The organism is Amphritea opalescens, assembly GCF_003957515.1.
GTDB lineage: Bacteria > Pseudomonadota > Gammaproteobacteria > Pseudomonadales > Balneatricaceae > Amphritea > Amphritea opalescens.
Map to the genome: position 1 here is coordinate 46,430 of NZ_RQXW01000022.1, position 23,002 is coordinate 69,431.

A 23,002-nucleotide genomic window follows, 5' to 3' on the forward strand; every position below is an offset into this window, starting at 1 on the left:
ACGCAAAAAAAAGACACCCAGTAGGTGCCTTTTAGCGATATCTTTTAAGATTTCACGAATTAACCAGCAAAGTTTTGGTTAACAAAGTCCCAGTTGACCAGAGCCCAGAAGCCTTTCAGGTAGTCAGGACGTACATTGCGGTAATCAATGTAGTAAGCGTGTTCCCACAGATCAACGGTCAGCAGTGCAGTTTGGCCATTGGTCATCGGCGTGCCAGCATTGCTGGTGTTAACGATTTCAATAGAACCGTCAGCGTTTTTCACTAACCAAGTCCAGCTAGAACCGAAGTTGTTAACCGCTTTGTCGTTAAGTTCTTCTTGGAATGCAGCAAAAGAACCCCACTTAGCGTTGATTGCATCAGCAATAGCGCCAGTTGGCTCACCGCCACCGTTTGGTGACAGGCAGTTCCAGTAGAAAGTGTGGTTCCAGATCTGAGCGGCATTGTTGAATACGCCGCCAGCTGGAGCTGACTTGATGATCTCTTCTAGAGATTTTGTTTCGTATTCAGTACCTGGGATCAGACCGTTCAGTTTAACCACATAAGTGTTGTGGTGTTTACCGTGATGGTAGTCGAGAGTTTCGGCAGAGATGTGTGGTTCCAGTGCATCTTTGGCGAATGGCAGTGCTGGCAGTTCAAAGCTCATAGTTAATTACCTTTTATAGTGTCAGGATCAGCATAGATTGTGAAATTGTTATATAAACCAGGGTATTTATATAAGGTCTTGATAAGAATAATTCAAGCGTCGTTGATCCGTGGAAGCCGAATCATAGCACCCTTATACAAGGTTTTCATCGCATTGTTAATGCTTAGGTACGCCGTTGGAATCGGCAGGTTGGTTGGCAGCATCAGACTAAAGTTATCTGACAGATGTTACGGAACTGTTAGAATCAAGGCTCTTTCAATGAATCAAATAATGATAACAAGACAGGTGTTGATAGGTTATGGGTAAAGTGTTTCTCTGGATTTCTGCAGTGCTGTTAGTGGTTTTTTTCGTTAAAACGCAGTATCTGACATCCTCAACGTGGGAGCCCTTTAAGCAAGGCTGTATGGCTGGTGGTACGGCGACTGAAGCGCAATGTAGCTGCCTATCGGATTATGTGCATAAGCATTTTAGTGATAATGACGTCGAGCGGATTATGGCAGGGTCGATTACTGATCCGGCGATGAAGCAAAAGGTAGAAGGGATAGTGCGGGTCGGTGCGCGGCAGTGCAAAGCGCCCTAGGAAACTATCAGCGATGATACAAAAAAGCCCTGAAGTTAACGCTTCAGGGCTTTGTCGTTAATGGCTTGTGTTTATTTATGGTTGCTAGCCGATGACTCGGTCGATGGGGCCAGTATTTATACCTGCGCCTTACGTAGCTGATCTCTCACCATATAGAGTGCGGCAATCGCCCGTCCTTCGGAAAAATCATCTCGACTAAAGAGCTCATCCAGTTGATCGAGTGGCCAGTGTGTCACTTCCATCTCTTCGGGTTCGTCACCGGGTAAGCGGCAAGGGTATAAGCCTTGGGCCAATACCACCGTGATTTTGTGGCCCATGTAGTTGGGCGCTGACGTCATCTCTTTAATGATTTCTAACCGCTCGGCGCCGAATCCCGCTTCCTCTTTAAGTTCGCGATTGGCGGCTTGCAGCGCATCTTCGCCGGGATCGATCAAGCCTTTAGGCAGCGTCAGCAGATAATCCTCGATGCCAGCCGCATACTCCTGAATCAGTAAGACGTTCTGCTGCTCATCGATGGCGGCGATCATGACTGCCCCAAGGCCTCGGCTGGCGAGTCGTTCATAAGTTCTTTCAACCCCATTGGAAAAGCGTAGGTCAATCTCTTCAACTTGAAATAGACGGCTTTTAGCGGTGGCGGTTACCTTCAAAATATCCGGTTTTACAGGCATACTGGATCATTCCTCGTCATTCAGTGACAAATCTAACCTAATACTAACCTGCAGCTTTGACTTTTTATATGGATTGGAAAAATATTGATACGGTGTTGCTCGATATGGATGGCACCCTGCTGGATCTACATTTTGATACCTATTTCTGGCTGAAGCATCTTCCGGTCCGTTATGCCGAGCTGCATAGTATGGATCATGACGTCGCCCAGCAGTGGCTGCATAAGCGTATTATGCAGGAACAGGGCACGCTGAATTGGTACTGTTTGGATTACTGGTCCGAAGAGCTGGGTGTCGATATCAAAGGGCTGAAACGTGAAATTCGTGAGCGTATCGCCTTTCGACCCCATGTGCATGATTTTCTAGCGCATCTGCAGGCGGAAGGCATTCGGCGGGTGATCGTGACCAATGCCCACCGGGATAGCTTATCCCTTAAGCTGGAGGAGACCGACTTAGATCAGTTGGTTGATGGTATTATCTGCTCCCATGATTACCGGGTAGCGAAAGAGCAGCAGGCCTTCTGGCATCGGTTGCAGGAAGATGAGCCGTTTGATCCCGCGCGTACGCTGTTGGTGGATGACAGCTTGGCGGTGCTCGCATCGGCTAGGCAATATGGCATCGCTTATCTGCTGAGTATTATTCAGCCGGATAGTCAGCAGGCTGGTCGCGACATTACAGATTTTAGTGCTATTACCCATTTCGATGAGTTGATGAAACGATAGATGAATAAACAGACGCATAATCGATCAGATGTTCAGGAACAGAAAGTTCGCTTAGATAAATGGCTCTGGGCCGCCCGTTTTTTTAAAACCCGAGGCGCGGCGAAAGAAGCTGTCGAGGGGGGCAAAGTCCACTATCAGGGGCAGCGCGCTAAGTGTAGCCGCATCGTCGAACTGGGGGCTAAGCTGGTCATTCGTCAGGGGTTGGATGAAAAAACCGTGATTATCGAGGCGATCTCTGATCAACGTCGCGGTGCACCTGAAGCTCAGTTGTTATATCAGGAAACCGAACAGAGCATAAAGTCGCGTGAAGATAGCGCGGCGTTACGCAAAGAGATGCGCGGCAATGTCGCCCCAGATCACCGCCCAAATAAGAAAGATCGGCGCAAGATTATCCAGTTTAAGGATCGCTAGATTTATCGCGATTATGCTAATATTGGCTTTTTATTGGGCTGATAATCTTACGACAGCGCCCGATGAGTGACATTTTTAGATAGGTTTCAAGGAATATCATGAGCAGTTCTGATCAGCTTCAACGGGTCATATTTGAGCATGCGGATATCCGCAGTGTTTTGGCCGGTCTCGAACAGAGTTATCAACAAGCGATTGCAAAGCATCACTACCCAAAGTTGATCAATGTGCTGCTGGGTGAAATGATGGCGGCGGTCAGCCTGCTTAGCGCCACGCTGAAATTTGATGGTCGGTTGTTATTACAGGCTCAAAGCAGTAATCAGGTAAAAATGATGATGGCTGAGTGTAACCATCAGCGGGACCTGCGGGCGATTGCCCGTTTTGATGGCGAGTTACCGGAACAGGCTGAGTTTTGTGAACTATTGAAAGGCGGCCAGCTAGTCATCACTATTGAACCCGATCAAGGGCAGCGCTATCAAGGGGTTGTGCCGCTGGAAGGCTCCCATTTAAGTGAATGCCTCGAAGCTTATTTTCGCTTGTCAGAACAGTTACCGACGCAGATCCACCTAGTGGCGGATGAGCATCGGGCGGCTGGGTTTTTGTTGCAGGTTATGCCTGCTAGCGGCGATCCTACCGCAGACTGGGAGCATTTTAGTAGCCTCTCCGCGACCCTGACCGATACCGAGTTGCTGGAACTGGATAACGCCACGATTTTGCATCGTCTATTCCATGAAGAAGATGGCCGGCTCTATGAGGCCGATAAGTTACAGTTTAAATGTGACTGCTCTCGTGAGCGAACCTCTGATGCACTGCGGGCGATGTCGCGGGAAGAGTTAGAGCAGATCGCTCGAGAAGACGGCAGTGTAGATGTGAGCTGTCAATTTTGTAATGAGCTTTATCAGTTTGATCTGGCGGATATCGCCATGATGTTTTCTGATAGCGCTAAGGTAGAAGGTTCTGATCAGCTTCACTGACAGAATTTAATCATTAAGTTGCTTAAGGTTGGCAGCTATTTTTGTAAAGCGTGACTGAGCATTTTTGTTTTGCCGTTGATAAATAGTTAGGCGAATGGTGTTTTGAGTACTTTTTTGACATAATACGCCTCCTTATAATAACGACCCCGTTGGTTTTCCGGCAGGAATTCACAAGATGTAGGGGCGAGTCCACTTTATTCAGGTAAATTACTTTTTTTGGCTAGAAGCCAAGGGAATCAAGCAATGAGCAAAGAAACCGTGAACACTGTACACGTCAATTTGAGCCCGGCTCAGCTAGTTGAAAAAGCCATTCAGCGTGGCGAAGGAATACTCGCTGATTCAGGCGCGTTGGTTGTTGAAACCGGCAAGCGTACAGGTCGTTCTCCGATGGATCGCTATATCGTTGACGAAGCCAGTACCTCTGATGCAATCCACTGGGGTCCGATCAACCGTCCATTTGATGCAGATAAGTTTGATGCTCTGTGGGTACGTGTTGAAGAGTATTTGGCTGCTCGCGAACACTTTGTTGCCAATGTTCATGTCGGTTCAGACGTTAATCATTACCTGCCGGTGTTGATGACAACTGAAACTGCATGGCAGAATCTGTTTGGTCAAAACCTATTTATTCGTCCTGAAGAGTACAATCCGAAGTCGAAAGAAGAGTGGCAGGTTATCAATGCGGCTAACTTCGAGTGCGATCCAGAGCGTGATGGTACTAACAGCGATGGCTGCGTGATCATCAACTTTGCCAAGCGTAAAGTGTTGCTGGCGGGTATGCGTTATGCGGGCGAAATGAAGAAAGGGATGTTCTCTGTACAGAACTTCCTGCTGCCTGAAAAAGATGTACTGCCAATGCACTGTTCGGCTAACGTCGGCGAAGATGGCGATACTACATTGTTCTTTGGTCTGTCGGGTACTGGTAAAACAACCCTGTCTGCTGACCCTGAGCGTTATCTGATTGGTGATGACGAGCATGGTTGGGGCAAAGGCGTTGTCTTCAACCTTGAAGGCGGTTGCTATGCTAAGACTATCGATCTGAGCCAGAAGAATGAGCCTATTATCTGGGATGCTATCCGTTTCGGCGCAATTGTTGAAAACGTTAAGCTGAACGAAGAGCGCACTGCTGATTACGCTGATACCTCACTGACTCAAAACGGTCGTTGTGCGTATCCTCTGGAGCACGTTGAAAAACGTACCGCAGAGAACAAAGGTGGCGAGCCTAAAGCGATCGTCTTCCTGACCTGTGACCTGACCGGTGTTCTGCCTCCTGTGTCTATCCTGTCTAAAGAAGCAGCGGCATACCACTTCTTGTCCGGTTATACCGCGTTGGTGGGTTCGACTGAAATGGGTTCTGGTGAAGGTATTAGATCAACCTTCTCTACCTGCTTCGGTGCTCCTTTCTTCCCACGTCCAGCTAGCGAATACGCTGACTTGCTGATTAAACGTGTTGAAGAGTTCGGTAGCCAAGTGTACCTGGTTAACACCGGTTGGACGGGTGGATCTTTTGGTACGGGTTCACGTTTCAATATCCCAACGACGCGCGGTATTATCGCAGCGATCCAGAATGGTGATCTGGTTGATGTTGAGACTGAACATCTTGACGGTATCAACCTGACCGTACCGACATCGGTACCGGGTGTTGATGCTGGGCTGTTGAATCCTCGTAATACTTGGGCTGATAAAGATGCTTACGATGCGACGGCTAAAGATCTGATTAGCCAGTTCACCAGCAACTTTGAGAAGTTTGATGGTGTCGCTGAAACGATCATTGCGGCAGGCCCGCAAGACTAAGTTAGCGTATCATCCATAAAAAAGGCTCCCTCGGGAGCCTTTTTTGCGTTTGGGCGAATGCGTGACTCGCGCTAACAGGATGGGCTACTTAAATTTAAAGCTGTATCCGGCATTGGCAAGATAGTCTGCTTCCTGCTCTAGATCGGCCTGAGTGAGTGGCTGATGGTTAAGCCAGTTATCAGGGAAGCTTAGGGATAGGGAGTTATCTGCGGCGGTTAGGTGGAACGAGGGTAGGCGCTCACGACTACGGCTGCGGTTCAGTATAACGGCGAGTCGTAGCAAAATAGTTAGACGGCCAAAATGCTTCGCTTCCCGTGGTGGTAGTTGCTCTAGGGTCGAGATAGGGAATTTCCGCCGATGTCCCTGCACGATAGCCGCCAGTTGAATCTGCTGGCGCTTGGTAAAGCCGGGAAGGTCGGAGTTTAGCAGCAAGTAAGCGCTGTGCTTGTGGTATTGGCTGCGGGCGATGGTCAGGCCTGCTTCGCAGCAGCGTGCCGCCCAGCTGAGCATATTATGATACTCATTGTTATCGAGGTTCCAACTTTCACGCACTTGGGTTAAAGCGATTAATGCGGTTTGTTCGACCCGCATAGCCTGCGCTTGATCGACCCGATAGCGCAACATCATGGCGTTGATACTACGCTCTCGCACATCTTCATGGCGCAGGCGCCCGGTCATATCGTAGAGTAGCCCTTCACGCAGAGCCCCATCTGAAAAGTGGATCTCTTTGATGCCCAGTGATTCAAATGCGGCAGAGAGTATCGCAACACCTGCGGGGAATACCGCGCGCCGCTCCTCTTTTAAACCGTCGATCTCGATCTCATCCACATGGTTATAGCTGAGGATCTTCTGCTTCAGTTGTTGCAGTGCTGAGGCGCTGACTTTATCGGTTGAATAACCTAGGGTGATACAGGCATTACGAACGGCCTTGATAGTGCCGGATGAGCCGACACAGTCTTCCCAGCCGAGACGTCGATAGGTGCGTTTAATATGTAGCAGCTCACGTAGTGCGCCAAAGACAGCGAGCTGAAAGTTTTTTTCGGTGATCACGCCATTAGGGAAATAGCGGCCATTGAAACTGACGCAGCCCATCTCAAGGCTTTCGAGCTCTAGCGGTTCGAAGCGTTCACCAATAATAAATTCGGTACTGCCGCCGCCAATATCAATGATCAAGCGGCGGTCGTTATCGTCAGCAAGGGTGTGCGAAACGCCAAGATAGATGAGGCGGGCTTCCTCAATACCGGCGATGATTTCAATCGAGCAGCCCATGATTTTTTCCGCTTCAATAATAAAATCATCACTGTTGACGGCCTCCCGTAGAGCGTTGGTGCCGACGATTCTGATCTGTTGAGTCGGTATGTCCCGTACCCGCTGGGCAAACCGCTGCATGCACTCTAAGCCGCGCTGTATCGCTTCAGAGCTGAGCATGCGGTTTTCATCGAGGCCAGCGGCGAGCTGTACTTTCTCTGATAATAGATCGATCGGCTGTAATTCGCCCTGAACCAGCTTGGCGACAACGATATGAAAACTGTTCGAGCCTAGGTCGATGGCCGCCAAAAGTGACTGATTATTGGGGCTAGTAGTTTCCTGATTCATAGGGATGCACTTTAAAAAAAAGATAATGCCTCCATCTTAACAGATATATGTTACTGATTAGAGCGCCAGAAACTCTGTTATTGATGTCGATATGGAGATCAGCAGAGGTTCTCGCAGTATTCACAATCCTTTAATGACAGTGGTATGATCGGTATCTATAAATATTTAGTGAATCTCACTGCAGAGGCTTTTTATGAGTGAAAATATTGTTAACGTAACAGATGCTTCCTTTGAAGATGATGTATTGAAAGCTGATGGCCCGATATTAGTAGATTACTGGGCAGAGTGGTGTGGCCCTTGTAAAATGATTGCTCCGGTACTGGAAGAGATTGCCAAAGAGTATGATGGCAAGCTGAAAGTCTGTAAGTTAAATATCGATGAAAACAACGAAACACCGCCTAAATTTGGTATTCGTGGTATTCCAACACTGATGCTATTTAAAGACGGCAACGTTGAAGCAACAAAAGTAGGTGCATTGTCTAAATCACAATTAGCCGCTTTTATTGAAGAAAGCATCTAAATTATTAGTTGGATAAAATCGTAGGGAGTGACCAAGATCATGGTTTGCTCCCTGATTTACTGGACTCTTTTTAACCAACGCATTATAGTGTTACCTCCAAACACCGGATTCTGTTCCAGAACCCTAAGAAATACTCTGGTTTAGAACTCTAATTTCACATTATCAATTCAATCTGACCCGAATAGTTTTTTTGCTGTTCCGCTCAAGGCGTTGACCTGTCTCCCTACACTACATATACCTATGAATCTTACCGAACTTAAAAAGAAAAGCGTCCCCGAATTGCTAGAAATAGCGAAAGAGATGGGACTTGATAACCTGGGGCGATCCCGTAAACAAGATGTTATTTTTGCGATTCTTAAGCGTCATGCTAAGGGTGGCGAGGATATATACGGCGATGGCGTGTTGGAAATTTTACAAGATGGCTTCGGTTTTCTCCGGTCGGCAGAGGGTTCATACCTTGCCGGACCTGATGATATCTATGTTTCGCCGAGTCAGATCCGCCGCTTTAATCTGCGTACCGGTGACACTATTTCCGGTAAGATCCGTCCGCCAAAAGACAGCGAGCGTTATTTTGCCCTGCTGAAAGTTGACCAGATCAACTTTGATAAGCCGGAAAATGCCAAAAACAAAATTCTATTTGAAAACCTGACGCCGCTGTTTGCGCAAGAACGGTTGAAGATGGAATTAGGTAATGGCAGTACCGAAGACTTGACCGCCCGTGTTATCGACCTGGTTTGCCCAATGGGTAAAGGCCAGCGGGCGCTGTTAGTGTCTCCGCCGAAGGCGGGTAAAACCCTGATGCTGCAGAATATTGCTAATTCTATTAAACGGAACAACCCAGAAGTTCACCTGATCGTCTTGCTGATCGATGAGCGTCCAGAGGAAGTGACCGAGATGCAGCGGACTGTTCGTGGTGAAGTAGTTGCCTCTACCTTTGATGAGCCTCCTTCACGTCACGTGCAGGTTGCCGAGATGGTGCTGGAAAAAGCCAAGCGCTTGACCGAGCACAAACAGGATGTGGTTATCCTGCTCGACTCCATTACCCGTTTAGCCCGTGCTTATAACACCGTTATCCCATCGTCCGGTAAAGTACTCACCGGTGGTGTAGATGCCCATGCTCTAGAACGCCCTAAGCGTTTCTTTGGTGCGGCGCGTAACATCGAAGAGGGTGGCAGTTTGACGATTATCGCTACCGCCTTGGTTGATACCGGTTCGAAGATGGATGAAGTAATCTTCGAAGAGTTTAAAGGTACGGGTAACTCCGAAGTGCATCTGGATCGTAAAGTGGCTGAGAAGCGGGTCTATCCTGCCTTCAATATCCGCCGTTCAGGCACCCGCCGTGAAGATCTGCTGACCACTGAAGAAGAGCTGCAACGGATGTGGATTCTGCGTAAGTTGCTGGATCCAATGGAAGACTCTGCCGCGATCGAGTTTGTACTCGATAAGTTGAAAGACTTCAAAACGAACGACGAATTTTTCCTCTCTATGCGTCGTTCATAATTCATATCTTTGTTATCAAAGGGTAAGCTTAACGCTTGCCCTTTTTTATAGCTGAATATTATGTCAAACCTGAAATATAAAGACCTGCGCGACTTTATCCACAGCCTTGAACAGCAGGGCGAGCTGGTACGCATTAGCACCGAAGTAGATCCTAATCTCGAAATAACGGAGATCTGCGATCGCACTCTCAAGGCGGGCGGCCCTGCACTGCTGTTTGAAAATCCCAAAGGCTATGATTATCCCGTGCTGGCAAACCTCTTTGGTACGCCGCGGCGGGTAGCGCTGGGTATGGGACAAGAGGATGTCGCCAGTCTGCGAGAAGTCGGCAAATTGCTGGCGATGCTCAAGGAACCTGAGCCACCCAAGGGGATGAAAGACGCTTGGGAAAAGCTGCCGATCTTCAAGCAGGTGCTGAATATGGGGCCGAAAAAGGTCCGTAATGCCGCCTGCCAGACCCATGTGATTGAAGGCGATGATGTGGATCTGGGTAAGCTTCCGGTGCAGCGCTGCTGGCCTGGGGATGCCGGTCCGTTAGTCACTTGGCCGCTGGTTATTACCCGAGGCCCGAATAAATCGCGGCAAAATCTGGGAATCTATCGGCAGCAGGTGATCGGTAAAAATAAACTGATCATGCGGTGGTTGGCGCATCGTGGTGGCGCACTGGATTTCCGTGAATGGCAAGAACAGCATCCGGGGGAGAACTTCCCCGTGGCGGTGGCTTTAGGCGCGGACCCTGCGACGATTCTAGGGGCGGTCACACCGGTACCGGATAGTCTTTCTGAGTATGCTTTTGCAGGCCTGTTGCGCGGTGGTAAAACCGAAGTGACCCAGTGTATTGGCAGTGACTTACAGGTGCCGGCCAGCGCTGAGTTTATTCTAGAGGGTTATATCAGCCCTGATGAAATGGCTGACGAAGGCCCTTTCGGCGATCATACCGGGTATTACAACGAGGTCGATAGCTTCCCCGTGTTTACTGTGGAGCGGATTACTCACCGGCCAGATCCTATCTATCACAGCACCTATACCGGTCGTCCACCGGATGAGCCTGCGGTGCTAGGGTTGGCACTTAACGAAGTATTCGTGCCTATTTTGCAGAAGCAGTTTCCTGAAATCACCGATTTCTATTTGCCGCCGGAAGGCTGTTCCTATCGTATGGCCATTGTGACCATGAAGAAGCAGTATCCGGGCCATGCAAAGCGGGTGATGATGGGGGTTTGGTCATTCCTGCGGCAGTTCATGTACACCAAGTTTGTGATTGTCTGCGATGATGATATCAATGCCCGAGACTGGAACGATGTGATTTGGGCGATTACGACACGGATGGACCCGATTCGGGATACCACCCTGATCGATAATACGCCGATCGATTATCTCGATTTTGCTTCACCGGTCTCAGGGTTAGGCTCAAAGATGGGTATGGATGCCACCAATAAGTGGCCCGGTGAAACGACTCGTGAATGGGGAGAGCCCATTGTGATGTCGGATGAAGTGAAGCAACGGGTCGACGATATCTGGGATCAGCTTGGTATTACCAGTGACTAAGCGTTATCGCATCACCGTTAATGAACAGCATGTTATCGAAGCCGACGCAGGTGTGTCGATATTCGATAGCCTGTCGCGCGCGGGTTACCGCATGCGGATTAGTTGTCGTAATGGGGTGTGCCAGATTTGTAAAACAACGCTGTTGCAGGGCGCTATTGTGCAGCGTTACCCCGCGCTTGAGCTGTGCTTGGATGAAGGCGATAATGCCGCGCAGATTTATGCATGTACTGCGGTGCCCCGCAGTGATATTAGGATAGCCATCGATGGGCTGCTACGCCCAGGAGAGTTACGAGTGAAAAAACTGGTTTGCGATATCGCCGCCATTGAGCAGTTGAGTCATGATGTGTATCGGGTGCGTTTGCATCTCCCTGTGACCGGACGTCAGGCTGTTGAGTTTCATGCGGGTCAGTATCTCGAAATTATTCTGCCCGATCAGCGCCGCGCCGCTTTCTCTATCGGTAGTGCGCCCGATTTTAGTAGTGATCTTGAGCTGCATATCCGCAAGATACCCGATGGTGAAATGTCACTGGCTATTATTGAGCATCTCACTCACCAGCCTAGTGTTGAAATCGAGTTACCGAAGGGCGATTGTTATCTCACTGCCGATCAGTTGGCGCCGGATACCACGGTTATTTTGGCGGCTGCTAGCACCGGATTTTCACAGATTAAGAGTATCGCCGAGCATCTGTTGGCGAACCAGGTAGCTAACCCTATTCATATTTACTGGGGCGCTCGGGTCGAGGCGGACTTCTATCTTGAAAAGCTACCTCTGCAATGGGCTGCAGAGCATACCAACGTTCATGTTCATTTCGTTATCAGTGAGCCGGATAACAGCCCTGGCTGGTCTGGCCGTACGGCGCTGTTGCCGGAAGCGATTGTGGCGGATTTCGAGCATTTTGATCATGTTGAGATCTTCACCAGTGGGTCACCGAGCATGGTTTACGCATTGGCTGACGCCTGTGAAGCCAAGGGATTACAAGATACGCAGATCCATTCGGATGTGTTTGCTTACGCGCCGCGCAAATAAAATCGGTGTTAATCAGATGAACAACCAAGAGTGGTGAGTGCTCTTGGTTGTTTAGAGGTTAAACATCGTCAGGCAGCATGTCTGCCGTTTTATGCAACCTTCGGTATTATTGAGTCACCATCTTTTTGGCTTGAGGTGCCGCCATCATTTTCTGTGCACCGCCTTTTTTCTGATTGGCCGCCATAACCTTGGCATCTTTCACGGTCAAATTAACCAAGGACTCCGCTAACGCTTTAATATCCGCATTGCTGCTGCGGATGAATCGCTTCGCTTCTTTATTGACGCTGCTGACAGTTGCCGCGCTGGTGTCCAATCCTCCGTTGGGCGCTATGTGCAGACAGATATAGCCTGTGCCTTCACTGCCGTATGCGCAGAAACTCTCACTGCACTCCATACAGCCCGCGCCACCGGCGTTGGGATCGCACAACCATGCGGCTTGTCCTGCCGTAGAATAAAGCCCAATCATGATCATGCATGCTTTTAATAATTTCATATGACTACCTGTCGCTAATTAACGTGAATATGCCAAGGTTATGATCTTAGCAACCTAGGGAATAATAGATAGCTGTCGCGAACGACAGGGTATTGTTCATTAGCGCTGTAGGGGTTGCTGGTGGCAATAAAAAAGAGAGCCAATGGCTCTCTTCTAAATATGCTATTTACTTCGTCTCGCGACGGGTATCAATGCTTTAAAGCGGTGTGATTTTGGTGCTGCTGCCTTTGTTTGGCAACGGCAGGGCGGGAAGCCCACCCCCAATCACGCTAAGGTGCTGGTCCATCAATTGACGCAACTTGTCTGCTTCGCCGAGATTCTTCAGCAGTCTTGCTAATTCGCTGAGTGTTTCGGCTTTAGGGTTTTGCTCCAAGCTTTGTTCGAAGTAGCTCACGGCCTTGCCCCAGTGCTGATTGCGCTGTGACAGACGGCCTAATGTCAGTAGTAGATCGGCATTGAGTGGATCATCTTTCAGCCAGCGATTAGCCGCTTCTAGCTGTTTCTTCGGATTCTCACCTTCGATACGACCATAGAGGTTGATCAGCTCGTTATCACCCTTGCGATTGATCAAATCACGCAAGACAGGTTCGGCTTTGGCTTCTGCACCGATACTCACGAGTAGTTGGGTATAGTGGCGAGCCAAGATATCGTCTTGGGCCAGTTGGCCGGGCATGTTATGCCAGGTTTCAGCTAATGCTTTACGCTGTTCTTCGGGTGAGCTGCCTTCGGTGATGCTCTGTTCTAATAGATTCTGGTAGCAGAGTTGTTCCGTTTCGAGCAGCTTCTCGGGTTTCATCGCTTTGTTTTTCCGCAGTAACGGAATCAAATCTTTCACCGCCTGCCAGTCATGCAGCTGAATATAAACCTTGTTCAGCAGTTTCATCACATAGGTGTTTTTTGGGGCTTTCTTGCGCAGGCTTAGCAGGGTGGCAAGGCTGGGTTCGAGTTGGCCACGGGCCAATTGAGTTTGCGCCTGATTGATACCAACAGCGATTTCGGCTTCTGGTGTGGTGGTTCTGGCTTTTTGTAGCAGTTCATCGCAAGCTTTTTCGTCACCCTGTTCTTGCGCTGCGTGGGCGGCGGCAAGATAGTTGATCAGTGGCAGGTCGGCGTTATCGGCAGACATCGACAGCAGTCGTTGGGCTTTCCACCAGTTACCTTCAGATAACGCGATCAAACCTTTCAGGGTTTTATCATGGGCGATACGGCTTTTACGGCTACCGCTCCATAGGCGTAGGCGAGTGCCTGATTTGAGGGAGCGGTTAAAGAGATTAATGCCCCAGTGGAGCGCGAAAAACAGTACCACAACCAGTACGAGAAAGACCCAGAGGCTCATTTCGATGGTGGTCTGGCCGTAGGCAAACAGGGTGTAGCCTGAATCCTGGATCATTTTTTGGCCGATCCAGGTGCCCGCAAAGAGGAATAATAACAGCAGGATAAATATGCGTTTCATCAGGCAGCTCCCTCTTTCAGCTTACGCATCGCTTTCACGTAGTGCTTTAGGGCGGCGAGTGAACCGGAAATATTGGGCATCTGTGGCGCCACATCAACCTGTTCTAATTCGTTTAAGGCCTTTAGCAGGGCTTGGGTGTTGCTGTCGTTCTGCTCAAAGTAGGTGCCAACCCACTGCTGGGCTTTGGTCAGACTGTTAAGGTAACTTTTTGGTTTACGCTGCAATAGAGACAGCTGTGCTTGTTCCAGCATGAGGTGTAGATTTTGCTGTAGGTAGTAGCTTTGCTGGGGTGATAACAGCGGCTCAACCGGTTCACTACGATCCTGAATAACAATCAGTTGGCTGGCTTTATCAGATAAAGTCGCCCAAGCCTGTTTGATATCGCTGCTCCAGCTGGAGGCAAACTCTTCGCTATTCATCTGATCCAACAGATCTGGCAGCTTGTGCTGTTCTGTTAGTGGGATGACTTGCAGTTGATCGACCTGAGTGCTGAGAGCACCCAGTCGTAGGAAGACGCCTTCGGTATCGAGTTCTGGTACCGCTTCAAGCGCGGCGATATCGGCGGCAACGGCTTTGCGAATCTCGTAGATGGTGACATCGTCGGTTTCGCTGAGGATCTTATCGGCAGAGCGTAGTAGCTGCAGCGCACCCCGAGGAGTTTGTTCCATCAATACCCGTTGATTCGCCAGTCGTAGTAGATATTCGACTTCGGCTAGCAGCCAATCTTCACGGTTGTTGTTCTGCGCGGCGGTGACTTGCTGGATGCTTTGTGTCAGTCGCTTCTGCAGTTCGTTCACATTGGACTGATCCTGGGTGGCTTTATTCTCGAGCGCTGATAGCTTCTGATTTAGAGTGCTGATCTGTTGCTCGAACTGTTGTTGGCTCTTAGTCAGCGCACCATTGAGTTCGGATGTGGTGTTTTGCTGGCTTTGTTGCAGTTGGTCGCCGGACTGAAGCTGCAACCAGTAAAGATAGACGACACCGGCAATGGCGAGCAGTGCTAACAGCAGCGCTATTCTGCCGGCCCAGCTCGCTTTGGCTTTCTTCGGCGTCTCTTTTTCAGGGGGCGCGGTGTTAGCTTCTGTCTTCTCGGCTTTTTTATCCGCAGTGTTGGCGGACTTGCCCGTGGCAGACTTCGCTGAAGAGCTCTTGTCGGTTGGTTCTGGCTTATCGGCGGGGACGGAATCCTTCTCGATTAGCTCTCCCTCAATCACTTCTTCGGGTTTGTCTGAAGTGGCTGGATTGTTATTCCCGCTTTTTTTCATGTTCTGTCATCCATATCGATAGTCGATAAAACTGTTTCTGCCATTGCCTGGTTATCGGGTCCGCTGGCGGTCATTACTCGAGTATAGCCTAACTCTGTTGCGATTCGGGCAACTCGTTCACTGGGTACAACCAATGGTGTATGCCGTAATGCTTTCAGATCATGGTCGTTGATCAGTTGGGTTAGGTTGTTCACCGCTTCGCCGCTGGTCAGCAGGGCGGCAGCGAGAGGCTTATCTATGATACTACTAATGATCTGCTCGGAGGTATAGTGGGGCATGCTGCGACGATACAGATCGGCGTAGTCAACTCGGGCGCCACGCTGGCGTAGTTGCTCGGCAAGGGTTTCTCTGCCGCCTTCGCCGCGCATAATCAATATTTTTTGTTCTGCAATGTTTTGTAACAGAGGAAGGGATAATAGCGCCTCTGAATCATAACCGGCGGGAGAGCGTTGGGCAGTGATGCCAAAGTTATCGAGTGTCAGTGCGGTTTGTTGACCAATAGCGAACCATTCAATGCCGAGGGGCAGTTGTGGCCAGTATTGATCAATCAAATCCATACCGGCTGTTACCGCATTGGCGCTGATGAAAATGACCTTGTGATACAGATCGAGATCCATAATATTGCTTTTTAGCAGGGGGAAAGCCGAGTCTGCCTCGGCAACCGCTGTGATCTCCAGAAGCGGGAGGGACACCGGATCGATTCCTAAGCTACAGAGCAGCGTCATCTGGCCCTGGGCTTGGTGCGCAGGGCGAGTCACCAATACCCGTGGTTTAGCCATTCTGTTTATATACTTCAGCGAGAATGTCATCCGCGCCAGCCGCTAATAAGCGTTCGGCGAGTTCGATACCCATCTGTTCTGCTTGATCAGGGCTGTTGCGTAATTCATCCCGTAGAACCCGGGTGCCATCGGTGCTGGCAACCAAGCCGCGTAGGTAGAGTTCATCGCCGCTCGGGTTGAGGGTGGCGAAGCAGGCGATCGGCACCTGACAACCCCCTTCTAAGCGGCGGTTCATGGCGCGTTCAGCGGTGACTCGGATAGCGGTTTGTTGGTCGTGTAACGGTTTCAACAGTGCCAGCGTCGAGGCGTCATCACTGCGGCATTCAATACCTACGGCGCCCTGTCCTCCGGCGGGTAAGCTGTCTTCTGGCGGAATTTCGCTGGCAATGCGGTCGCCCATCTTCAGACGCAATAGCCCAGCGGTGGCGAGAATGATGGCGTCATACTGACCTTCATCCAGTTTGCGCAACCGAGTGTTGACGTTACCGCGCAGGGTTTTGACCTGCAGATCGGGCCGTTTTTCTTTAATCTGTGCTTCACGGCGGAGGGATGAGGTGCCGACGATAGCGCCCTGTGGCAATTCATCAAGAGAGGAGTAGTTGTTCGATACAAAGGCATCGGTTGGTTTTTCGCGGGGGCAGATCACCGCTAGTCCAAGCCCTTCAGGGAACTCCATCGGTACATCTTTCATGGAATGTACCGCGATATCCGCTTCGTTGGCGAGTATGGCGACTTCCAGCTCTTTAACAAATAGACCTTTACCGCCAATTTTCGAGAGTGGCGAATCCAGTAGTACATCGCCCTTAGTGGTAAAGCCCATGAGTTCGACGGTGATACCTGGATGAAATTTCTCTAACTCGGCTTTAACATACTCCGCCTGCCACAGGGCAAGTGGGCTTTGGCGGGTGGCAATACGGATTATTTTATCGGTCATACAGGATCCTGGAGGGCGGTTGCCCGGTCAGCTACGCAAATTATTTTTCGATTTTAACAGATAAGCAGGCCGGTAACAGCTGATCGGACATGCGGTTAGGGGGTGGGTTGCTGTATAATGCCTGCCATTGATTTAGGACAGGGTCCGCTTGCCGTCGGTGCGGATGACAGATGTGAGGTTTCAGCATGAGTGAAGAACAAACCAACCAGCAATGGGGTGGCCGTTTTAATGAACCAACGGATGCCTTCGTTGCGCGCTTTACAGCATCGGTACAATTCGATCAGCGGATGTATAAGCAGGATATTCAGGGCTCTGTCGCACATGCGAAGATGCTTACTAAAGTGGGTGTGCTGAGTGAAGCAGAATGTGCCGATATTCTTCAGGGGCTGAGCGAAATTCAGTCTGATATCGAAAATGGCAATTTTGAATGGTCTATTGCGCTGGAAGATGTGCATATGAACATCGAAGCGGCGCTGACTAAGAAAATCGGTATCACCGGTAAAAAACTGCATACCGGTCGTTCACGTAATGATCAGGTCGCCACGGATATCCGTCTCTATGTACGCGAAGAGATCGACAATGTGCTGGCTGAAATTACCCGTCTGCAACAGGGCATCATCGGTTTGGCGCGTCAAGAAGCCGATACGGTCATGCCGGGCTTTACACACTTACAAACCGCGCAACCGGTGACCTTTGGACACCATCTGATGGCATGGTTTGAGATGCTAAGCCGAGATTATGAGCGCTTTGTTGATTGCCGCAAGCGGGTCAATATTCTGCCATTAGGTGCTGCGGCATTAGCGGGCACGACTTATCCTATCGATCGTCACCTCACGACTGAGCTGCTGGGCTTTACGGCGCCGACTGAAAACTCATTGGATTCGGTTTCCGACCGTGATTTCGCCATTGAGTTTTGTGCCGCCTCTAGCATCATGATGATGCATATGACCCGTTACTCTGAAGAATTAGTGATGTGGGCATCGGCGCAGTTTAACTTTATTAACTTGCCGGATCGTTTCTGCACTGGCTCTTCTATTATGCCGCAGAAGAAAAATCCAGACGTACCCGAACTAGTGCGGGGTAAGAGTGGTCGTGTCTATGGCCATCTGATGTCACTGCTGACGTTGATGAAGTCGCAGCCGCTGGCTTACAACAAAGATAACCAGGAAGATAAAGAGCCGTTGTTCGATGCGATCGATACGGTTAAGGGTTGTCTGCGAGCTTTTGCCGATATGGTGCCAGCGATTGAAGCGAAGCGTGACAACATGCGTGAAGCGGCTCTGCGTGGGTTCTCCACCGCGACGGATCTGGCGGATTATGTGGTACGTAAAGGGATTCCATTCCGTGATGCCCATGAGATTGTCGGTAAAGCCGTGGCTTACGGTATTGAGCAGAGCAAAGACCTCGGCGAGATGACACTGGAAGAGCTGCAGCAGTTCTCGGATCAGATTACCGGTGATGTGTTTGATGTGTTGACGTTGGATGGATCGGTCAGTGCACGGGATCATATCGGCGGCACAGCACCTAATCAGGTGCGTCAGGCCTGTGACCGTGCAGAAAAAATGTTGGCTCAACGTGGTTGATATTTAACGTTTTTATTTAAGCCCACGTTGGTTCGCCAGCGTGGGTTTTTTTGTGTTTACTACCCAGCTTGGGTTATTAAGATAAGTTTCTGTTGCTGGAACCGAGTAGATTAATCGATTAGGCTTTCAACTGAATCAATTTAATATGTAAAAAGCGCTTTGTTTTCAAGGTGCTTTATTAACCTAGCCGGATGGCGATGTGGTGCTGGAGCACAGATGAAACTCAATATCACTCATAAAATGATCGTCGGTTTTATGCTCATGGTCGTATTCATTATCGTTGTGGGTTTTGGTGGCTTTAAAGTTATCCAGTTAATTTCATATAAGTTTCAACATGTCACGCAGTATGTCGTGCCGTCGTTAACCGATGGTTTGCGTCAGTTAGTGCGTCTGGAAGAAGCAAACAATGAGCTGTTTGCGGCTTTATCGCAGCGCCAGGTTAGAGAGTTGAATCAGCAGCGAGAGCTGTTTAAAGAGCAGTTGGAGGCTTTTCAGGCGGATCAGCAGGCGCTAGCGGAGCGGGTCGCGGATAACCCTGAGTTGGTGGGCGAATTAGATCGGGTGAGCGCATTGATCGACCAGTACTTTATGTTGGCCGACAAGGTGTTGATAGAGCAGCGAAATATTCTCGATAATGAACGACATATTATCGATGCGGATATTCAGGTGCGTAAGTTAGATAACTCACTATCCGGTGCTTTGAGTAAGCTGCAGGTTGATTATGCCGGCACCCCCGTTGCGAAAGCGGGTAAGGATTTGAGCAAAACCCTACGAATATTTCGGACTCGGTTGATGAATTTTAATCGCACTCGGAGCATGACGCGACTGGATAAGTTTTTGCAAACCAAGCAGGGTGATCTGCCTAGCGGTTATGAAAAGATTATTAGCTTGGGAGGGCGGTTTGCCGCCCAACAAGATGACGTGATGGCGTTTGAACAGCACTTTTATGGTGATGCTGGGCTGATCGCTTATCTGCGTACAATGGATAAGGCTGAGAATGCTCAAGCGTTACGGCTGCAAAGCACCTATAAGCTGATTGATCAGACCCGCTCAGCGGTCGAAGCGTTTATTGATAAGAATAATCAAATACTGAATCAGGCTCAGGCCCAAGCAAACCAAGAGGTGCTCGTTGGGCGGTTGTGGATTGTGGGGCTGTCGGTTGGGGCGGTGATCTTTGGACTGATTATCGCGTTTGTCTTGGTGCAGACCATTCGGGTGCCGTTGGCGCATATCCATCAGGGCTTGGGTGCGTTTCGTAAAGGCGACCTGAGTGTGGTGTTTGAGGTGCAACGTGAAGATGAATTTGGTGATTTAAGCCGTTATCTCAACTCCGTGGTGACGGAACTACGCGGGATTTTACAGAAGGTGGCGGAAGGGGCTGAGCGGCTGTCGACCGTGGCCAATAGTAATGCGGCGGTTAGTCAGCAAACCACTCAAGCGATGAATCAGCAAACAATGACGCTGGAGCAGACCGCCTCTGCGGCGGTGGAGATGGAGCATAGTGTTGCGGAAGTTGCCGATCACAGCAAAACAACCCTGCAGGCGGTGCATGAATTTGAATCCCTGAGTCAGCGGGTGAGTCAGCAGATGTTGGATACCATTGAGAGTATTGAAACCCAAGCGGTGGGCATCGATCAAGCGATGGGCGTGAGTGCTGAGATGTCGGCGTTTGGTGAGCAGATCGTGATGATTTTGACCACCATTCAGGATATTGCCGATAAAACCAATCTGTTGTCGCTGAATGCAGCGATTGAAGCGGCGCGTGCCGGTGAGCAGGGGCGTGGATTTGCGGTCGTCGCCGGTGAGGTGAGAGGTTTAGCCGGTCGCACCCGCGATTCGGTGAAAGATATCCAAGAGATGGTGGGCAATATGCAGAATGCGATTGTGCGCGTCTCGGAAGTGATGGATCAGAGTTATCAGCAAACGCAAAACTGTGTTGAGCAGGCCGGCTTGTCGCAGGATGTATTAAAAAGCATGAATGAGTCGGTGGCGCATATCCGAGACCTGAATGTCTTTATTGAAAGTGCCGCGAATGAACAGGCGGGCGCTGTCGCAGAGGTGAGCCAGACATTGGTTGAGATTAATACCGCAGCGACTGAGATCTCTCAGGGGGCGGTGATCGCCTCAGAGAGTAGCCAGCAGTTGTTGGATGTGGCACAACAGCAGCAAGCATTGCTCGCGCGCTTTTCCAAAAACTGATGGTCTTTTTTGCTGGCAGTGATCTATTTAAGGTTGATTTAATTTCTTGAATTTAAATAACTTTTTCTGTTTACTCCCTTGGCTTGCATAACTTTGAACACCGAGGCTGTGTTCAAAGGTTGTGGGGCTGAATAAGACACAATAATAAAACACACTATAGTAGAGGCGTAATGAATGAGATTGAATGTCACCCATAAGCTGACGGCTGGCTTTGCCTTAATGGTTATTTTTATTGTGATCGTTGGCGCGGGCGGCTTACTGGGAAGCCGAGCTATTTCAAATCACTTTTTCACCGTGTCTGACAAGGTGATCCCTTCGTTGTCGGGCAGTTTCCAGCAAATGGTCTATTTGGAAGAGGTCAATTCAGCGCTTTTCTCGGCGTTATCGCAAAACCGTATCCGAGATTTGAATAAGAAGGTCAAAGAGGTTAAGGCGAATATTGTTAAGTTTAATGAAGCGCAGGCGCTGGTTGCCGAAAAAGTGGCGGATAAACCAGAACTGAAGGCAACACTCGATGAAGTAGAGGCGGTGAGTCAGCCGTTCTTTGACATCACCCGTCAAGTGATAGCTGAGCGTAAACAGGCCCTTATCCTTGGTTTTCAGACCCGTCAGGCGGAACTCGATTTTCAGTCGCTAGGCAATACGCTCAACCTCTGGACGCAGTCGCTATATGAAGATCAGGTCGATCAAGAGGTGCTGCGCAAGGCACAAGACCTGAATATTATTTTCAGAATGCACCGTTTTCAATTAGTTGACTATCAGCGCACAAATGATATTGAAAAATTGCAGGAGTCTTTGGCCAAAAGTAAAGGTGAGCTGCTTGCCGCATTGAAGGAAGCCGAGCCTATGGTGCCTAAAGTACAGTTGCTTAAGCGAACCATTACGTCGGTTAATAATCACCTCTATAGCGATGGTGGATTAGTCGATTACTACACCGAGCAAGCGGCTGCGGATAAAGCATTAGTTGAGAGTCTGCATAAGACGGATGGTCTCATTACTCAGGCCCGTGATGCGATGAACGCGTTTATTGAAGCGAATCATCAGTTAGCGGGCAATGCGCGTAACGAAGCCCAAGCCTTGGTCAACTTTAGTCATGTTGGGATAGTGAGTTTGTTGGCGGGCTCAGTCATCTTTGCGTTGATAGTGGCGTTTGTGTTGGTGCAGACCATCCGAGTGCCGCTGGCGCATATCCATCAGGGACTGAGTGCCTTCCGTCAAGGTGATCTGAGCGTCGTGTTTGCGGTGGAGCGTGAAGATGAATTGGGCGATCTGAGCCGCTACCTTAACTCGGTGGTGGAGGAGCTGCGGACTATTTTGCAGAAGGTAGCCGAAGGGGCAGAAAGATTATCGGCGGTGGCGAATAGTAATGCGGCGATTAGCCAGCAAACGACACAATCGATGGATCAGCAAAGTATGAAGCTGGAGCAGACATCATCGGCGGCGGTCGAGATGGAGCATAGTGTGTCAGAAGTGGCCGATCACAGTAAAACAACCCTGCAGGCGGTACATGAGTTTGAATCCCTGAGCCAGAGTGTGAGTCAGCAGATGCTGGATACCATTGGCAGTATCGAAACCCAAGCGAGTGGTATTGATCAAGCGATGGGGGTGAGTGCTGAAATGTCCGCGTTTGGTGAGCAGATTGTGATGATCCTAACCACCATTAAGGATATTGCCGATAAAACCAATCTACTGGCGTTGAACGCAGCGATCGAAGCGGCTCGAGCGGGCGATCAGGGGCGGGGCTTCGCCGTGGTGGCCGATGAAATCAGAGGGCTAGCAGGTCGGACCCGTGCCTCGGTACAGGATACTCAGGAGATGGTAGGGAATATGCAGGGCGCTATTCAGCGGGTGTCGGCGGTGATGAATCAGAGCTTTAAGCAATCACAGAACTGTGTAGAGCAGGCGAGTCGTTCACAGAATGTACTGCAAGCGATGAATGAAGCGGTGGCGCATATCCGCGATCTCAACACCTTTATTGAAACCGCGGCGGTTGAGCAGGCACAGGCGGTTGCCGAGGTGAGCCAGACCTTAGTTGCGATTAACTCCGCGGCGGCTGAGACCTCCCAAGGAGCGGTGATTGCTGCCGACAGTAGCCAGACGTTATTGGATGTGGCTAAACAGCAGCAGGCGCTATTGGGTCGATTCTCTATCGGTCGCTCTTAGTCGGTCGTGCTTAAACGAAACCCGCCAGTAGGCGGGTCAGGTTACTGATAAACCCCAGTATTTTTGCTGGGGTTTTGCTTTTCTAGCGCCATGACTGTTTTATTAACAAAATACTGGGGCAATAGTTTGAGGCCGTTTTAAGTCGCCTCAAGACCTCTCAGGCC

20 protein-coding genes are annotated in these 23,002 nt (G+C 49.8%); 12 read left to right on the forward strand and 8 right to left on the reverse strand.

What is annotated here, in order from left to right; all coding sequences use genetic code 11:
* Positions 1-59: 59 nt before the first annotated feature.
* Positions 60-644 carry a Fe-Mn family superoxide dismutase gene (locus EH243_RS17325; protein WP_126159915.1) on the reverse strand — a complete coding sequence of 195 codons (585 nt, stop codon included), beginning with the start codon at positions 642-644 and terminating at the stop codon, positions 60-62.
* A 298-nt stretch (positions 645-942) separates the two neighbouring features.
* Between EH243_RS17325 and EH243_RS17330 the strand changes: the two genes are divergently transcribed.
* Positions 943-1,224: a hypothetical protein gene (locus tag EH243_RS17330; protein ID WP_126159916.1), complete on the forward strand. Its 282-nt coding sequence runs from the start codon at positions 943-945 to the stop codon at positions 1,222-1,224.
* 116 nt (positions 1,225-1,340) lie between these two features.
* Here the strand turns inward: EH243_RS17330 and nudE are convergent, their stop codons facing one another.
* A complete protein-coding gene (gene nudE, locus EH243_RS17335) occupies positions 1,341-1,892 on the reverse strand; it encodes an ADP compounds hydrolase NudE (protein WP_126159917.1) in 552 nt (183 codons plus the stop codon).
* Positions 1,893-1,960: 68 nt separating this feature from the next.
* Between nudE and yrfG the strand changes: the two genes are divergently transcribed.
* From yrfG to EH243_RS17355, 4 genes are all read left to right on the forward strand, one after another.
* Positions 1,961-2,611, forward strand: a complete 651-nt coding sequence (yrfG, locus tag EH243_RS17340) for a GMP/IMP nucleotidase (RefSeq protein WP_126159918.1) — start codon at positions 1,961-1,963, stop codon at positions 2,609-2,611.
* Positions 2,612-3,022 (forward strand): ribosome-associated heat shock protein Hsp15, encoded by a 411-nt coding sequence (gene hslR, locus EH243_RS17345; protein ID WP_126159919.1) that lies wholly within the window; start codon positions 2,612-2,614, stop codon positions 3,020-3,022.
* A 98-nt stretch (positions 3,023-3,120) separates the two neighbouring features.
* Positions 3,121-3,993 (forward strand): Hsp33 family molecular chaperone HslO, encoded by an 873-nt coding sequence (gene hslO / locus EH243_RS17350; RefSeq protein WP_126159920.1) that lies wholly within the window; start codon positions 3,121-3,123, stop codon positions 3,991-3,993.
* A gap of 243 nt (positions 3,994-4,236) precedes the next feature.
* A complete protein-coding gene (locus tag EH243_RS17355) occupies positions 4,237-5,784 on the forward strand; it encodes a phosphoenolpyruvate carboxykinase (RefSeq protein WP_126159921.1) in 1,548 nt (515 codons plus the stop codon).
* Between the two features lie 84 nt (positions 5,785-5,868).
* Here EH243_RS17355 and ppx read toward each other — a convergent pair whose 3' ends face one another.
* Entirely contained in the window at positions 5,869-7,380 is a 1,512-nt protein-coding gene (ppx, locus tag EH243_RS17360) for an exopolyphosphatase (RefSeq protein ID WP_126159922.1), read from the reverse strand.
* A 193-nt stretch (positions 7,381-7,573) separates the two neighbouring features.
* Here ppx and trxA point away from each other — a divergent pair, with 193 nt between their 5' ends.
* The 4 genes from trxA (at position 7,574) to EH243_RS17380 (ending at position 11,969) form a co-directional block, all read left to right on the forward strand.
* Positions 7,574-7,900 (forward strand): thioredoxin TrxA, encoded by a 327-nt coding sequence (trxA, locus tag EH243_RS17365; protein ID WP_126159923.1) that lies wholly within the window; start codon positions 7,574-7,576, stop codon positions 7,898-7,900.
* Positions 7,901-8,140: 240 nt separating this feature from the next.
* On the forward strand, positions 8,141-9,400 hold the full coding sequence (gene rho, locus EH243_RS17370; RefSeq protein ID WP_126159924.1) for a transcription termination factor Rho: 1,260 nt from the start codon (positions 8,141-8,143) through the stop codon (positions 9,398-9,400).
* A 60-nt stretch (positions 9,401-9,460) separates the two neighbouring features.
* Positions 9,461-10,942, forward strand: a complete 1,482-nt coding sequence (ubiD, locus tag EH243_RS17375; RefSeq protein ID WP_206441656.1) for a 4-hydroxy-3-polyprenylbenzoate decarboxylase — start codon at positions 9,461-9,463, stop codon at positions 10,940-10,942.
* On the forward strand, positions 10,935-11,969 hold the full coding sequence (locus EH243_RS17380) for an FAD-binding oxidoreductase (RefSeq protein ID WP_126159925.1): 1,035 nt from the start codon (positions 10,935-10,937) through the stop codon (positions 11,967-11,969). Before ubiD ends, EH243_RS17380 begins: the two co-directional genes overlap by 8 nt.
* A gap of 106 nt (positions 11,970-12,075) precedes the next feature.
* Here the strand turns inward: EH243_RS17380 and EH243_RS17385 are convergent, their stop codons facing one another.
* From EH243_RS17385 to hemC, 5 genes are all read right to left on the reverse strand, one after another.
* Complete coding sequence (locus EH243_RS17385) at positions 12,076-12,462, reverse strand: hypothetical protein (RefSeq protein ID WP_126159926.1); 387 nt, start codon at positions 12,460-12,462, stop codon at positions 12,076-12,078.
* 196 nt (positions 12,463-12,658) lie between these two features.
* Positions 12,659-13,915 carry a heme biosynthesis HemY N-terminal domain-containing protein gene (locus EH243_RS17390; protein ID WP_126159927.1) on the reverse strand — a complete coding sequence of 419 codons (1,257 nt, stop codon included), beginning with the start codon at positions 13,913-13,915 and terminating at the stop codon, positions 12,659-12,661.
* Positions 13,915-15,180 carry a uroporphyrinogen-III C-methyltransferase gene (locus EH243_RS17395; protein WP_126159928.1) on the reverse strand — a complete coding sequence of 422 codons (1,266 nt, stop codon included), beginning with the start codon at positions 15,178-15,180 and terminating at the stop codon, positions 13,915-13,917. Before EH243_RS17395 ends, EH243_RS17390 begins: the two co-directional genes overlap by 1 nt.
* Positions 15,177-15,959, reverse strand: a complete 783-nt coding sequence (locus EH243_RS17400; RefSeq protein ID WP_126159929.1) for a uroporphyrinogen-III synthase — start codon at positions 15,957-15,959, stop codon at positions 15,177-15,179. The genes EH243_RS17395 and EH243_RS17400 overlap by 4 nt, the downstream gene beginning before the upstream one ends.
* Positions 15,952-16,893, reverse strand: a complete 942-nt coding sequence (gene hemC / locus EH243_RS17405) for a hydroxymethylbilane synthase (RefSeq protein WP_126159930.1) — start codon at positions 16,891-16,893, stop codon at positions 15,952-15,954. The genes EH243_RS17400 and hemC overlap by 8 nt, the downstream gene beginning before the upstream one ends.
* A gap of 185 nt (positions 16,894-17,078) precedes the next feature.
* Between hemC and argH the strand changes: the two genes are divergently transcribed.
* The 3 genes from argH (at position 17,079) to EH243_RS17420 (ending at position 22,838) form a co-directional block, all read left to right on the forward strand.
* Positions 17,079-18,476, forward strand: coding sequence for an argininosuccinate lyase (gene argH / locus EH243_RS17410; RefSeq protein WP_126159931.1), 1,398 nt, complete (start codon positions 17,079-17,081; stop codon positions 18,474-18,476).
* A gap of 216 nt (positions 18,477-18,692) precedes the next feature.
* A complete protein-coding gene (locus EH243_RS17415) occupies positions 18,693-20,675 on the forward strand; it encodes a methyl-accepting chemotaxis protein (RefSeq protein ID WP_126159932.1) in 1,983 nt (660 codons plus the stop codon).
* 174 nt (positions 20,676-20,849) lie between these two features.
* The gene (locus tag EH243_RS17420) at positions 20,850-22,838 is read left to right on the forward strand and encodes a methyl-accepting chemotaxis protein (protein WP_126159933.1); all 1,989 of its coding nucleotides are present in this window, start codon (positions 20,850-20,852) and stop codon (positions 22,836-22,838) included.
* Positions 22,839-23,002: the final 164 nt, after the last annotated feature.